The organism is Sphingopyxis sp. 10G20-10 (genome assembly GCF_057365075.1).
The window spans coordinates 1239131-1253868 of record NZ_CP195117.1 but is presented as its reverse complement, the minus strand read 5'-3'; the positions used below and the strand labels follow the sequence as shown (position 1 = coordinate 1253868).

The following is a 14738-nucleotide window of genomic DNA, read 5'->3' as shown; positions in this document are numbered from 1 at the left end:
ATCTATGTCGCGCGGTGGTGACCGGAACGCTGCGGAAAAACCAACAATGCCAAGATCATCGCTCCCGTCAAAGTCATTACGATCAGCGGACGGCTCATGGCAAGCCCCCCATGATCGAGCGGTTTGTCAAAGACGTTGCCGACCACGGCACCCAAGGGGCGCGACAGGATGAAGGCGGCCCAGAACAGGATAACGCCATTGACCGCCCGCGCATAATGGAGGCCGAGGATGAACAGCATCACGGCACCGAACACCAACGCTGACCCACTATATCCAAAACCTGCGGTATCGGCGAACCAGTCACCGAGCGCCGTGCCCAGCGTCTGAGAAAAGGTGATGGTCAGCCAATAGAAAACCTCTGTTTTGCGGTCGGCGATATCGTCGGCGGACACGCGGCCAATCGCCATTTTCCAAGCCAAGAGGGATGCGAGCACCAAGGCGAACAGCAAAAGCGAACCGCCAGTATAGCCCAGCCCAATCGAGCGTGTCGCATAGTCGGCAAGCGTCGTTCCTGCGGTGGTGGAGGCCACAATCGTTGCCCAATACAGACTGGGGTGAAACTGGCGGGCGCGGATCTGGAGCCACGCGAGCGCAACGAAAATTCCCGCAAGCAAGACCGTTGCCTCCAAATAACCGAGGTTCCAATCCATGCTGAGCAAATTTCCGCCCACTTCACCCACTGTCGTCGCGAGAATCTTAACCAGCCAGAACGCGGCGGTCGCGGCTGGAACCTTGCAGAGCAAGTCCGTCGTGGATGAATCCGATGCCAATGTGCCCCCCATTCGTGTTGATGGAGCCATTTCGGCTCCCTTGGGCTAGACGCTCAGCATCATCGAAATCCGCACCTTGCGTTTGCCTTACGCAATATCCGATTCTCGCGGATCAGAACAACCGCGTCAGCATATAAAAGGCCGCCGCCACCGCCGCGCTGGCCGGGATCGTGATGAACCAAGCGACGACGACATTGCTGGCGACGCCCCAGCGCACGGCCGAGGCACGACGCGCCACACCGGCACCAATGATACTGCCGGTGATGGTATGCGTCGTCGATACCGGGATGCCGAGCAGCGAGGCAGTGAAGACCATGACCGAACCGCCCAGCGAGGCGCTGAACCCCTGATGGTGAGACAATTTGGTGATGCGCCCGCCCATTGTCTCGATGATCCGCCAGCCCCCCGACAAAGTGCCAAGGGCTATCGCGAGATAACAGCTGATCGCGACCCAATGGGGAATGTGGAACTCGCCGCCCAGATAACCGGTCGAATAAAGCAGAACGGTGATGATCCCCATCGTCTTTTGCGCGTCATTGAGTCCGTGGCTGATCGAATAGGCCGCCGATGATAAAAGGTGGAGGAAGCGAAAACTTTTTTCTGCGCTCTTGGCCGTCGCGCGCCGTAGCGCCCAACTGCTCGCCAGCATAATCAGCAACGCGAGCAACATGCCGAGCATCGGAGACAGAAAGATAGCGATGACGGTCTTGTTCAGTCCGTTCCACTGAATGCCCTCGATACCTGCATGGGCTACACCAGCCCCCACAATGCCGCCAACCAAGGCATGACTGGACGAGCTGGGAATGCCCTTTAGCCAAGTGACAATATTCCAGAACATCGCCCCAACCAGCGCGCCAAACACCACGGCTGGAGTCACCAGATCCTTATCGATCAGGCCCTTTCCGATCGTTTCGGCAACCTTGTGCAGTTGCGGAAAGCCGATCGTCAGGAAATAAGCGGCAAAGTTGAAGAAGGCTGCAAAAGCGACGGCCTGCATCGGCCGCAAAAGCCGCGTCGCCACAACCGTCGCAATGCTGTTTGCGGCATCATGCATACCGTTGAGAAAATCAAAGGCCAGCGCCAGTCCGATAAGCCCGACGAGGAGGGGAAAAGCCAGTTCATGCATGGGTCAGCGCGCAATCACGCGTGATCGATCACGAGACCGTCAATCTCGTTCGCGACATCCTCGAACCGATCGACGACACGTTCAAGATGGCTGTAAAGTTCGCGGTAAATCAGGAATTTGGTCGTATCCTTATGCCCATATTCCTTGAACAGTTTTTTCAATCCGGCGGCGTGGATTTCATCTGCATGGCCCTCCATCCGCACCAACCGCTCGGTCAACTCGTGCAAACGCCCGCCGTTGGTCCCGATTTTGCGGAGCAGCGGCAGTGCCTCTGCGGTCAGTCGTGCGGCATCGACAATGATGCCGGCCATGTCGCGCATTTCGGGCTCGAACTCGCGCACATCATATAGGTCGATCGCGCCGACGGTTTTTTGCATTTCGTCGAGCGCATCATCCATCGAGGCGATCAGGTCGGTAATCGCGCTGCGGTCGAACGGCGTCAAAAAGGTACGGCGGACTGTCTGCAACACTTCGCGGGTGATCGCGTCGGCGTCATGTTCGCGCTCGATCACTTCCTGGATATGGTCGGCCCATCCGTCGCCGCCCTGCAACAAGCGCGACAAAGCACCGGCACCCGCGACCAGCGTTGCGGCATGGCTTTCGAACAGTTCAAAGAAATTGCCCTGTTGCGGCAACAGGCGCTGAAACCAACCGAACATCCAACTCACCCCTGCTTTATCTGCAACATTTTCGACAAGACCGCGCGGCTTGGCGGCAGCCCGAAATCCCGTGTCACCAAAGGATCGAATCAGCGCCTGTAAATCGGGCTCGTCGACCGCCGATGCCGCTTCGTCAAAGGGGAACCAGCGCCGCTCGCGCTCGTCCATTTCCTTCCACGCGGACAGTTCATCGGTGACCGCAAGCGGAAACACCTCGACATCCAGCATGACCGACGCGCCGTTGGCGCGACGTTTGCGATAGTGATAGCTACCAACCGGGGTCGGGCAGACCGCGCCGATGACACCGGCCTCTTCTTCCGCCTCGACCGCAGCCGCCGCATGGCGCGAATGGCCCGACAGCGGGTTGCCCTTGGGAATGACCCAACGCTTTGATTCGCGCGAGGTAATCAGCAATATTTCGGTTTGTCCGTCCTGTTCGCGTCCGGCAAATCGATAGGGAAGAACAGCGATTTGTCGCAAGAATTGCCCCCCCATTTATTCCGTATCGGCGCCTTGGCCGAATATTTCAAACGCATGGCGTCCTTATGACGCTTTTTTGGCAGCGGCAATGGCAGCCTGCCCAAATGCCCACCTTCCGTAAACGTCAATTCGATTGCAAAATGAAACGTGGTGCGTAAGCTGTGTCAAAACAGGTGATGGGAGACGGTAAGATGGCAAGCACGGCAACCATGAAACGGTCCGCGACCGAGGGCGCAGCCCCCGTCGATCAGGATGTGTTGATCGTCGGCGCGGGCATTTCGGGCATCGGCATGGCCGTGCATTTACAAAAACATTGTCCGGGCAAGAGTTTTACGTTGGTCGAAAGACGCGCCAATCTGGGCGGAACTTGGGACCTGTTCCGCTATCCTGGCATCCGATCGGACAGCGATATGCACACGCTGGGCTTTATTTTCGAACCGTGGCGCGAGCAAAAAGCCATCGCCGACGGGCCATCGATCCTGAATTACCTGAACAAGATTACCGATGATCGCGGTTTGCGCCCGCATATGAAATTCAACCGCAAGGTCATCTCGGCTGATTGGGATACGCCCACCGCGCGCTGGACAGTGACGCTGGAGGATGAAGCGGGACAGCGGACGACAACGACAGCTCGATTCCTGTACATGGGGTCGGGCTATTATGACTATGATCAGGGCTATAATCCCGATTTCACCGGCCGCGATGATTTTGCCGGACAGATTGTTCACCCGCAATTCTGGCCCAAGGATCTCGACGTCAGCGGCAAACGCGTCGTTGTGATCGGATCGGGCGCCACCGCGGTGACGCTGGTCCCCTCACTGACCGAAAAGGGCGACGGCAAAGGCGCCGCCCATGTCACGATGCTGCAACGCACCCCAACCTATTATTTCATACGCCCTGCAGAGGACAGGCTCGCCAATTTTCTGCGCAAGATTCTGCCTGACAGCCTCGCCTATCGTTTCACGCGCTTCAAAAATGTCCGCTTGCAAAATTACGCCTTCAAAAAGGCACGGGCAGAGCCGGAAAAAATGAAGGAAATGCTGACCAATAAGATCAAGGAAGATCTGGGCGACAAATATGATGAAAAGGCCTTTTCTCCGCCTTATAATCCGTGGGAGCAACGGCTGTGCCTTGTGCCCGACAGCGATTTCTTCATGGCCATCCGCGACGGTCAGGCGGATGTTGTTACCGACCATATCGATAAATTCGATGCGACCGGCATCAAACTGAAATCGGGCCAACATCTCGACGCGGACATCATCGTGACCGCAACCGGACTAAAGCTCGCGGTGGCCGGAAAGGTGGCGTTCAAGGTCGATGGCAAGGCCGTCACATGGAACGACCATTTCTATTATAAAGGCTGCATGTTCTCTGACATTCCCAATATGGCCGTGGTGTTCGGATATCTGAACGCCAGTTGGACGCTCAAAGCCGATGTCGTATCGGGCTATGCCTGTCGTTTGCTCAATGAAATGGACCGCAAGGGGGCCGACTATGTCGTTGCTTCGCCTGATGGCCCGCTGGAGCAGGAAGAATTGTTCGATTTCTCGTCGGGTTATATCCAGCGTTCGATCAACAGCTTGCCGCGCAACAGCGTGACCGCGCCTTGGCGGCTGAATCAGGATTATCTGAAGGATCGGATCATCATGCTTCAACATCCGGTTGATGACGGGGTGATCGCGTTCAAGCACGCCACCGGCGCGGCGAGCAAGAGCGCGGAGCCAGAGCTGGAAGCCGCCGAATAGAAGGCCCAGAATCGACAATGTTTCCGTCTGCGACTAGCAACCGGCGCATGACCGATTATTCCACATTGATCCAGCCGGACAAAGGGCAGGACGCCCGCGCCATCCACCTCGTCGACAAAGACAGCTATGAGGACTGGCTGAAGGGCCGCAGCACACGCGAGCGTGCTGCCCTCTCTGCCGCCGATTTCAAACCCAAACCCTATGCCCACGCCATTTTGCCAGGCGACGACCCCGATGACTGGTCTGTCGTAACCTGCGTCGCCAATGTCGACAGTCTGTCGAGTTGGTGCCTTGCCAAACTGGGCGCCATGCTTCCCGAAGGTCGCTATCGGCTCGCCGACGACCGTCAGCCAGGAAAAGCGCTGTTCGGCTGGATGAGCGGACAATATCGCTTTGATCGCTATCGTCCCAAGACCGATCCACAAGCCCCGCGTGTTCTCTTGACCAGCGATGTCGGCGCGATTGCCGCGGTGATTGCCGAAATGCGCGGCGTCGCGCTGGTTCGCGACCTCGTCAACACGCCTGCCGCCGATATGGGGCCAGCCGCGCTTGAACGACAAGCAGCCGATTTGGCCAAGGCGCATGGCGGCAAGCTGACCGTCACCAAGGGCGACGAGTTAGAGCAAGGCTATCCGATGATTCACGCGGTTGGACGCGCAGCGGCCAAACATCACGCGCCGCGACTCATCGAAATCAACTGGGGGAAAGACACACACCCAAGACTGGCGATCGTCGGCAAGGGCATCAGTTTTGACAGCGGCGGTCTCGACATCAAATCTGCCGCCGGAATGCGGTTGATGAAGAAGGATATGGGCGGCAGCGCTCATGCGCTGGCGCTGGCCGAACTGGTGATGGCGGCGGGGCTGCCGGTGCGGCTGCATTGCCTTGTCGCGGCGGCCGAAAATGCGATCTCAGGCGATTCATTCCGACCCGGCGACGTCTTGACCAGTCGGCTCGGCCTGACGGTCGAGATCGGCAACACCGATGCCGAGGGTCGGCTGGTACTCGGCGATGCACTTGCCAGGGCTTGCGAGGAAAAGCCCGTCCTGATCCTTGATTTTGCTACACTAACCGGCGCGGCACGTGTCGCGCTTGGCCCTGACCTCCCCGCCTTGTTTGCCACAGATGATGATTTGGCATCGGATATGCTGGCAGGCGGCACCGACCGCGACGACCCGTTATGGCGTATGCCGCTATGGGATGGCTATGCGGATCTGCTCGAAACAGACATTGCCGACCTTGGTAATGCTGGATCGAGCCCGTTTGCCGGATCGATTACGGCTGCCCTTTTCCTCAAACGCTTTGTGGCTACGGGCACGCCTTGGGCGCATCTCGACACCTTTGCCTGGCGACCAACCGCCAAGCCCGGACGTCCCAAGGGCGGCGAGGCGCTGGGTCTGCGCGCGGCCTGGGCCATGTTGCAGGCGCGATATGGCCGTGGCAGCAAAGCCTGAACATCCTTGATAATGACCGCAGGGCTGGTCTAATGCCGCGCGATTGTCAGCCGTTGACGCGGCCATGACGCAACAGGATAAATATGTGAAAGCAATGCAGGGCGATAATGCGGTTTCTGGTCCCGTCCGGATGGGCCGTCCCGGTGTTGTCGGGCCGGGACGCGACCGTTTTGGCCTTGCCGGGACGTCATTTGACTATGATCCGCGTGTCGTGGCCATCCGCCCGGACCTTGCCGACATCGCCGTCGCGGGACAGCATTTCGCGCCGCATTATGCCGCGCCGATGATGCGAAGCTGTGTGTTGGCCGCTTCGCCGTTGCGGGCTGAACCGAAAGTGGATTCCGAGCAGCGCAGCGAATTGCTGTTCGGTGAAGGCTTTGCGCTACTCGACCTGACTGGCGGCTGGGCTTGGGGCTATTGCCTGTCCGATCATTATGTCGGCTATTTGGCAGCCGACGCGCTTGGCGCACCGATTGCACCGACCCACCGCGTGCGCGTCGCCGAAGCAATGCTTCACTCTGCGCCCGATACAAATAGCAGTGGTTCGGCGCGCATACCGCACGGTGCCTTGGTCATGGGCACGCAAAGGGATGACTGGATTGAAACAGCGCACGGCTGGCTGACCGCCGACAGTGTCGAAGACGCTGACGCGAAGCGCGACGACCCCGCCGCCTTGGCCGAAAAGATGATCGGCGTGCCCTATGTCTGGGGCGGTCGCACGCCCAACGGCATCGACTGTTCGGGGCTGGTTCAACTGGCGTGGGGAACCGCCGGCGTCCCATTGCCGCGCGACACTGATCTGCAACTGGCGTTCCTAGGCGCCGACACTGATGTCGATCCGGCCAAGCTGGAACGTAGCGATCTGGTCTTTTTTCCCGGCCATGTCGGCATCATGGCCGACGCTGCTACCATCGTTCATGCCAGCAGCCATTGGATGGAAGTGAAGGCGGAGCCATTGGCCGACCTGATCGCGCGCTCGGCTTCCGATGACAATGCCCCGCCGGTTTGTGGCTATAAGCGGCCGCGTTAAACGATGGCACAAAACATCTTCATCGATGGCGCGGCGGGAACGACCGGGCTGGAAATCGCCGAACGGCTGAGCGGGCGGAACGAATTTTCGCTCATCACCCTGCCCGATGCCGAACGCAAAGACCCTACGCGCCGCTCTGAAGCACTCAACAATGCCGATTTCGTCATTCTGTGCTTGCCCGATGCCGCGGCGGTCGAGGCGGTCGCACTGGTCAGCAATCCAGCCGTGCGGATTATCGATGCGTCGAGCGCGCATCGCGTCGCCACCAGCTGGACCTATGGCTTTCCCGAATTGCGCGACGGACAACGCGAGGCAATTGCAAAGACCAAGCGCGTCAGCAATCCGGGCTGCTACCCCACCGGCTTTCTGGCGCTGGTCGCGCCGCTGATTGAGGCCGGACTGGTCGCACATGGCGCGCGGCTCAGCGTCAATGCCGTGTCGGGCTATTCGGGCGGCGGCAAAGATCTGATCGCGCGATTTGAGGCCGCACCCGACATCGGCTTTCGCAGCTATGGTCTGCAAATGGGCCACAAGCATGTTCCCGAGATGACCCAAGGCGCGAAATTGGTCCATCCGCCCTTGTTTGCGCCCGCCGTTGTGCCGGTTTATCGCGGTATGCTTGTCGAGGTTCCATTGAGCTTTGAATCACCCACGGCGGACGCAATCTTTGATACGCTCGCGCGGCATTATGATGGCTCGCCGCTGATCAGCGTGGGCCGCGACGACGCAAACTCGCCGACCAGCGAATTGCTGCTATCCGATACAGATTCCGCCACAGATCATATGGAGTTGATGCTCTTTGGCGATACCACCGGCACCCAGGTGCGGCTGGTCGCGCGGCTCGACAATCTGGGCAAGGGTGCCAGCGGTGCCTGTGTGCAGAATCTGAACATCATGGCGGGACTGCCCGAAACCACGGGCCTGCGCCTCTGACGATCCGGGTTTAGTGAACCGTATCGAGAATATCGTCGATCGATAAATAGGTGATCAGACGTTCAATCTGACGCCAGCGCGCGAAATGCAGGTGATTACCCAGCACGCGATATTGCTCGGCGCGCGCGGCAGCGGCAAAGCCCGCTTCGTCGCCATGCTGATGGATCAGCTGGTTTGCATCGTCGACCGCAGCACGGTCAGAAAGAAAAGGGGCTGGCAACATGGAGTGTCTGGTCCTTTAAACGCCCTCCCCCTCTAATGCGCGGCCATGATTACCCTGTTCCCAATGGTGATGAACGCGTGGGTAAGGTTAATGCCACACCCGATTTCATTAACCAGGCATGTCGCCCACTTTCGCCCCTTTTCCGCTGCGCAAAGCCGGTGTAGACAGCAACCATGCGCAAGATTTTCAAATTCCTCGCCTTCCTTGTTTTGGTGCTGATTCTGGCCGGCGGCATAACCCTATATGTTATGTCGCGCCCCGATGTGGCGCGCTTCTCGACCGCAGAGCTAAGCGGCAGAGTGCCGGTGATGGCCAGTCAGCGGGCCGAGACGATCCCGACCATGCATGTGCCTGTCGCGACGAGCTGGCCCGCCGGTCAGTCGCCGCACGCCGCAGCAGGGCTGAGCGTCGCACGCTTTGCCGAGGGGCTGGAACATCCGCGCAAAATGCTGGTGCTGCCTAATGGCGATGTGCTGGTCGCTGAGACCGAAAGCCCTCCCCGCGACACATCGGGCATCGAGGGCAAAATCATGAAGGATCTGATGGACAAGGCTGGCGCCGGCGGCAAGTCGGCTAACCGCATCACCTTACTCCGCGATAGTGATGGCGACGGCAAGGCCGATGTGAAGTCCGTCTATATCACCGGACTCAACTCGCCCTATGGCATGGCGCTGGTCGGTGACACGCTTTACGTCGCCAACACCGACGCACTGCTCGCTTTTCCGTACAAAGCCGACGAAACGACCATGTCAGGTAAGCCGGTCAAAATCGTCGACCTGCCCGCCGCAGGGACCAACAGGCACTGGACAAAACCCTTGGTGGCGAACGCCGACGGCACGCGCCTTTATATTGGCGTGGGGTCCGACAGCAATATTGGCGAGGCGGGTCCGGCCCGTGAGGTGCGGCGCGCGCGGATTATGGAAGTGCGGCCCAAACAGAATTACATCCGGACCTTTGCGTCGGGAATTCGCAATCCTTCGGGTCTGGCCTATAATCCGGCGACCAACGATTTGTGGGCGGTGGTCAATGAGCGCGACATGCTGGGCAGCGATCTGGTCCCTGACTATCTGGCGCATATCGACGAAGGCGATTTCTTTGGCTGGCCCTGGTATTATTGGGGCGGCTATATCGACCCGCGCGTCGCCCCGGAGGCCGAGGATCGCCGCGAATATGTGCGACGCCCCGAATATGCGCTGGGCGCGCATGTCGCGCCGTTGGGGATGACCTTTACCAAAGGACTCGACCTTGGTGATGCCTGGTCCAATGGCGTGCTGATCGCGCGCCACGGGTCATGGAACCGCAAGCCCGCGTCGGGTTATGACGTGGTGTTCGTGAAGTTCGGGGCCAATGACCGGCCAAGCGACGCGCTCCCACTGCCCTTCCTTGACGGTTTTCTGGCCAAGGATGAAAAGACCACATTGGGCCGTCCAGCCGACGTACAGGTTGCCAAGGACGGTAGCGCACTGGTGGCCGACGATACCGGGGGTATCATCTGGCGGGTGAGCAAGAAGGCAAGCTAGTTTCGCGCGCTCCCCCTCTGGAGGAGAGGCCGGGCCGTTCAGACCCGCATCGGCATCAGAACATAGAGCGCGGGGCTCTTTTCGCTTTCGCGGATCAGCGTCGGTGCATTGGCGTCTGCGAGATGAAGCTCAACCTTGTCGCTGTCAATCTGTCCTAAAATATCGGACAAATAACGGGCATTGAAGCCAATTTCCATCGAGTCGTTCGCATAGGTGGCAGCGACTTCTTCGGCGGCGGTGCCATTTTCGGGGCTGGTCACGCTCAACGTGATGCGATCGCTATCGAGGCTGACCTTCACCGCGCGCGTTTTCTCGCTGGCGATGGTCGAAACGCGGTCGACGCCCTGATACAAGGCTTTGGGATCGACAGTAAGCAGCTTGTCATTCGCGGTCGGGATGACGCGACTGTAATCGGGGAAGGTACCGTCGATCAGTTTCGACGTCAGCACTGCCTGATTAAGCGTGAAGCGAATTTTGGAGACTGACAGGCTGATTTCGACATTACCCTCGGCCTCGTCGAGCAGCTTGCGGATTTCGCCGATGCATTTGCGCGGGACAATCACGTCGGGCATCCCGGCCGCACCATCGGGCTGGGTGACGGTATAGCGCGCAAGCCTGTGACCGTCGGTCGCCGCAGCTTTCAACACCGCGCCGCTGGCATCTTCGGCAACATGAAAGAAAATGCCGTTCAGATAATAGCGGGTTTCTTCGGTCGAAATGGCAAAGCGTGTCTTGTCGATGATGTGCATCAACTCGGCGACAGGCAATTCAAAGCTGGTCGGCAGGTCGCCCTCGGCAATGACAGGAAAATCATCGCGGGGCAGCGTCGGCAGGTTAAAGTTCGACCGGCCGGCCTTGATCTGCATCTTGCCGTCGGCGGCATTCAGGCTGACCTCGGACCCTTCGGGCAATTTGCGGGCAATCTCAAACAAAGTGTGCGCCGACACGGTTGTCGTGCCAGCCGTTTCGACCTTGGCTGCAATGGTCTCGACGACCTGTAAATCCAGGTCGGTTGCCATCAATTTAAGCTGACCCGAAGCATCGGCCTCGATCAGGACGTTCGACAAAATGGGTATGGTGTTGCGCCGTTCGACAACCGACTGGACATGGCCCAGACTTTTGAGCAGCACTGCGCGTTCAATCGTCGCTTTCATCTTCGTCAGCCGTCCCTGTGCTTCTTTGCGGGAGAAGTCCCTGAAAGAAGGGGATGCGGTTGCCGGTGCGGCGCCCCGATTCCCTTCTTAAAAATAGTTCACCTTCCTTAACGTGCGCGTCGTGGGAGGCAAGCCATGCTTGCAAATCAGGCGCATTCGCGCAATCGAAGTCTGATGCGCTATTCTCTCTTCTTTCTGGTTATTTTGGCGCTGCTTCCGTCCATGGCCAGCGCCGCGCCGCGCGACGCGCTGGGTGTTTTTGACGGCTGGGGTGCCTTTCGCGATCCGGCAACGCCGCGCTGCTATGCCATCGCTCGGCCCGATGCCACCATCGGCACACCACAGGTCAAAGGCTTTGCAACGGTCGGATATTGGCCGAAATCACGGCTCCGCGGCCAATTTTACGTCCGGTTGACCAAATCGCGCCGCGCCGCGTCCGAACTGCGCCTGACCATCGGTAGCCGCCGCTTCATCCTGACCGGCAATGGCATCCACGGCTGGGCAAGCGACCCGCGCATGGACGCCGCCATCGTCGCTGCGATGCGGTCGAGTCCGAGCATGAGCATCGAAAGCACATCGACCAGCGGCGGCGCGATTGCCGATACCTATAAACTGCGCGGAGCCGCCACGGCGATCGACGCGGCGGCATTGGGGTGCGCGAATCTGCGTTGACGTTGCTCAGGTCAGTTGAGGAACGGTTCCAACGAATCCCATTGGTCCGAAATGACCTGACGCCCCGCCTCTATCGCAGCGCGGATTTTCACCGGGTCAAATTCCAGCGTGTCCGATACCTGCTGCTCTGGTTGGACGATACGGATTGGTACGAATCGATAGTCTGAAATCTGCGTGTCGAGCGGGGCGAGGATCGTTGCGGCGGCATCGCCAGTTATGCCTGCATGTGCCAACGCCTGCGCTTGCGCTGCGCGCGCAGCGATGAGGTCGTTGATCAAATCCGCATTGGCAGTGTCGTTCAGGCTGACTTCCTGTTGCAATATATCAATCGAGCGCAGACCGATTTTGATGAGGCCGTCGAAGCTGTCGGGCATTTGCGGCGGCACCGGCACCGGTGCGGTTTTGACGACCAAGATAGCTCGCGGATTCTGGTTCATCGCTTCACCCAATGGTGTCACATTGCGCACTCCGCCATCGACCCATTGTTCCTCACGACCAGCGGCATCGCGGGTGGTCAGCGGCTCAAAATAGACCGGCATCGCGCTGCTCGCATAGACCCAGTTGGCGATACCCGGGGTGCTTTCATCGACGCTGCGGAACTCACCGCCGCCCAGATTGACGACGCCGAGCAAAAGCTTTTTCCCGGTCGCGCGCAATTTCTCCTCATCGGCAAAAGCGTTGATCCGGGTCCGTATCGGCTTTGCATTATAGATGGAATCGGCACCGAACAATCCGCCGACCAGCCCTAGGAACTTGCCCGTATAGACGTCCTTGTTGCCGCGTAGCGCCAGCCATTCCTGCATCAAGCCGGGAATATCGTCCTGCGCCCCGGCGAGCGCCTGAATAGCGCCGGTCGAGACGCCCACGAATATGTCGAAATTGATCCCACGGCGCGAAATCAGCTCATCAAGCACGCCGACCTGGAAAGCGCCCTTCGCGCCTCCGCCAGAGAGCACAATTGCGAGTCCTTTTGCCATGAACAGAATGATAGCATTTTTTCCATCGTTTCAGGGGGTCGTCTTGTGGGCCTGACGTTGCGCTCCAGTCGCTTCCTCCCTATATGCCCGCCCATCATGCAAATTCCTGGCCATATTGACCCCGTCACGACGGGCCTAGTCCCGCCGCGTGGCGGCAACCGCATCGACCTTGTTGGCCTGAGCCGTGAGGTGATTGGCGGGGTGCTGGCCGAAGCGGGGCTGGACGCCAAGGCGGCAAAGCTGCGCGCCAAGCAGATCTGGCACTGGATCTATCATCGCGGCGTCACCGATTTCGAGGCGATGACCGACATTGCCAAGACGATGCGCCCGTGGCTGACCGACCGCTTCATCATCGGCCGCCCCACCGTGCGCACCGCGCAGGTATCGACCGACGGCACGCGCAAATGGCTGCTCGCCGCGTCCGACGGGCAGGAATATGAAATGGTGTTCATCCCCGACGCCGATCGCGGAACGCTCTGCGTGTCGAGTCAGGTCGGCTGCACGCTCAATTGCCGATTCTGCCACACCGGCACCATGCGGCTCGTTCGCAACCTGTCGGCGGGCGAAATTGTCGGACAGGTCATGCTGGCGCGCGACGAGTTGGGCGAATGGCCCAAGGGAACAATGGCGGGCTTTGGCCCCGACCCTGATGAAGCAGACGGCGAAATTGATGAAGGCGGCAATTATACCTCCGACGGGCGGATGCTCACCAACATCGTGATGATGGGCATGGGCGAACCGCTGTATAATTTTGAAGAGGTCAAAAGCGCCCTCCACATCGTCATGAACCGCGAAGGACTGGGCCTGTCGCGCCGTCGTATCACCCTGTCGACGAGCGGTGTGGTGCCGATGATGCAGCGCGCCAGCGAGGAAATCGGAGTCAATCTGGCTGTCTCTCTCCACGCGGTGACCAAGGAAGTGCGCGACGAAATTGTCCCGCTCAATCGCAAATATGGCATCGAGGAATTGCTGCAAGCCTGTGCCGATTACCCGCGTTCGAGCAATTCGCGGCGCATCACCTTTGAATATGTGATGCTCAGGGACAAGAATGACAGCGACGAAGATGCGCGCGAGCTGGTGCGGCTGATCAAACACTACCGCCTGCCCGCCAAGGTCAACCTGATCCCGTTCAATCCCTGGCCCGGCGCCATGTATGAATGTTCAACGCCCGAGCGTGTACGTGCGTTCAGCAACATCATTTTCGGCTTGGGGATCAGCGCGCCGATCCGCACCCCCAGGGGACGGGATATCATGGCAGCGTGTGGACAGCTGAAAAGCGCCTCGACAAAGCCTACGCGCGCCGAACTCGACCGGATTGCCGAGGAAAAACAGGCCGCTCTGGGTTGATCGCTCAATGCGTGTTGCCAAAACAACACAGCAATTAAAATAATTGGCACTGATATTTTTCGTTCATTGCACAGCAAGATGGCAACGCCATTTATGCGCGTGGGTCGACGTCAAAGGCGCGGCCCAGTTCAATGAAAAGGAAAAACAGATGAACAAGTTCGCAATAGCAGCAGCTCTCCTCGCTGCCGGGCTCTCCACCCCCGCTCTCGCCGCTGATGGCGAATCCCACGTCGAAGTGCGCGGCGGTTATATTTGGGGCAATGGTATCGACGAAGCGACCGCCGGCATCGCCGGTGGCTATGACCTGAATCTGGGCGACAAGGCATTTGCCGGTGCCGAGATCGCTGGTGACAAGGTGCTTCAGAATGGTGCCAACGTCCAGTTTTCAGCTGGCGGTCGTGCGGGTGCCCGCATCGGAGCCAACGGAAAGCTATACGCCAACGCCGGCTATACCTTCGGCGACATCGATGATCCCTACATCGGTGCAGGCTATCAACATAAGTTCGGTCAGAACGTCTATGGCAAGGTCGAATATCGCCACCAGTTCATCAACAACTTTGGTGACTTCAACACCGTGGCAGCCGGTATCGGCTTTGCCTTTTAATCGTTAATCCAACGATTTTGATACGGAAAAGGGCGGCCCTGCGG

The 14738-nt window shown here is 59.1% G+C and carries 14 protein-coding genes; 8 read left to right on the top strand and 6 right to left on the bottom strand.

The genetic code is table 11. The features are described from left to right. Window positions 1–2: 2 nt before the first annotated feature. The 3 genes from ACR3XE_RS06060 to ACR3XE_RS06050 all read right to left on the bottom strand — a co-directional run bounded on the left by ACR3XE_RS06060 (window position 3) and on the right by ACR3XE_RS06050 (window position 3035). A complete protein-coding gene (locus ACR3XE_RS06060) occupies window positions 3–800 on the bottom strand; it encodes a COG4705 family protein (protein WP_473698510.1) in 798 nt (265 codons plus the stop codon). An 82-nt stretch (window positions 801–882) separates the two neighbouring features. Beyond that, entirely contained in the window at window positions 883–1896 is a 1014-nt protein-coding gene (locus tag ACR3XE_RS06055) for an anion permease (protein WP_486185983.1), read from the bottom strand. Between the two features lie 14 nt (window positions 1897–1910). Then, on the bottom strand, window positions 1911–3035 hold the full coding sequence (locus tag ACR3XE_RS06050) for a DUF47 family protein (RefSeq protein ID WP_473698511.1): 1125 nt from the start codon (window positions 3033–3035) through the stop codon (window positions 1911–1913). A gap of 209 nt (window positions 3036–3244) precedes the next feature. On the opposite strand from ACR3XE_RS06050, the gene ACR3XE_RS06045 reads away from it, so the two are divergent. From ACR3XE_RS06045 to argC, 4 genes are all read left to right on the top strand, one after another. Beyond that, window positions 3245–4780 (top strand): flavin-containing monooxygenase, encoded by a 1536-nt coding sequence (locus tag ACR3XE_RS06045; protein WP_473698512.1) that lies wholly within the window; start codon window positions 3245–3247, stop codon window positions 4778–4780. 47 nt (window positions 4781–4827) lie between these two features. Beyond that, window positions 4828–6234, top strand: coding sequence for a leucyl aminopeptidase family protein (locus ACR3XE_RS06040; protein WP_473698513.1), 1407 nt, complete (start codon window positions 4828–4830; stop codon window positions 6232–6234). 64 nt (window positions 6235–6298) lie between these two features. Further along, window positions 6299–7264, top strand: coding sequence for a C40 family peptidase (locus ACR3XE_RS06035; RefSeq protein ID WP_473698514.1), 966 nt, complete (start codon window positions 6299–6301; stop codon window positions 7262–7264). A 3-nt stretch (window positions 7265–7267) separates the two neighbouring features. Beyond that, window positions 7268–8197 (top strand): N-acetyl-gamma-glutamyl-phosphate reductase, encoded by a 930-nt coding sequence (argC, locus tag ACR3XE_RS06030; protein ID WP_473698515.1) that lies wholly within the window; start codon window positions 7268–7270, stop codon window positions 8195–8197. Between the two features lie 10 nt (window positions 8198–8207). On the opposite strand, the gene ACR3XE_RS06025 is transcribed toward argC, so the two are convergent. After that, window positions 8208–8420, bottom strand: coding sequence for a hypothetical protein (locus ACR3XE_RS06025; protein WP_473698516.1), 213 nt, complete (start codon window positions 8418–8420; stop codon window positions 8208–8210). A 173-nt stretch (window positions 8421–8593) separates the two neighbouring features. Here ACR3XE_RS06025 and ACR3XE_RS06020 point away from each other — a divergent pair, with 173 nt between their 5' ends. Next, the gene (locus ACR3XE_RS06020; RefSeq protein ID WP_473698517.1) at window positions 8594–9940 is read left to right on the top strand and encodes a PQQ-dependent sugar dehydrogenase; all 1347 of its coding nucleotides are present in this window, start codon (window positions 8594–8596) and stop codon (window positions 9938–9940) included. A gap of 38 nt (window positions 9941–9978) precedes the next feature. Here the strand turns inward: ACR3XE_RS06020 and dnaN are convergent, their stop codons facing one another. Then, entirely contained in the window at window positions 9979–11094 is a 1116-nt protein-coding gene (dnaN, locus tag ACR3XE_RS06015; RefSeq protein ID WP_473698518.1) for a DNA polymerase III subunit beta, read from the bottom strand. Between the two features lie 174 nt (window positions 11095–11268). On the opposite strand from dnaN, the gene ACR3XE_RS06010 reads away from it, so the two are divergent. Continuing rightward, complete coding sequence (locus ACR3XE_RS06010; RefSeq protein WP_473698519.1) at window positions 11269–11766, top strand: hypothetical protein; 498 nt, start codon at window positions 11269–11271, stop codon at window positions 11764–11766. An 11-nt stretch (window positions 11767–11777) separates the two neighbouring features. On the opposite strand, the gene ACR3XE_RS06005 is transcribed toward ACR3XE_RS06010, so the two are convergent. Beyond that, on the bottom strand, window positions 11778–12743 hold the full coding sequence (locus tag ACR3XE_RS06005) for a patatin-like phospholipase family protein (protein WP_473698520.1): 966 nt from the start codon (window positions 12741–12743) through the stop codon (window positions 11778–11780). Window positions 12744–12839: 96 nt separating this feature from the next. On the opposite strand from ACR3XE_RS06005, the gene rlmN reads away from it, so the two are divergent. Further along, window positions 12840–14090 (top strand): 23S rRNA (adenine(2503)-C(2))-methyltransferase RlmN, encoded by a 1251-nt coding sequence (gene rlmN / locus ACR3XE_RS06000; protein ID WP_473698521.1) that lies wholly within the window; start codon window positions 12840–12842, stop codon window positions 14088–14090. Between the two features lie 148 nt (window positions 14091–14238). After that, window positions 14239–14694 (top strand): outer membrane protein, encoded by a 456-nt coding sequence (locus ACR3XE_RS05995; RefSeq protein WP_473698522.1) that lies wholly within the window; start codon window positions 14239–14241, stop codon window positions 14692–14694. Window positions 14695–14738: the final 44 nt, after the last annotated feature.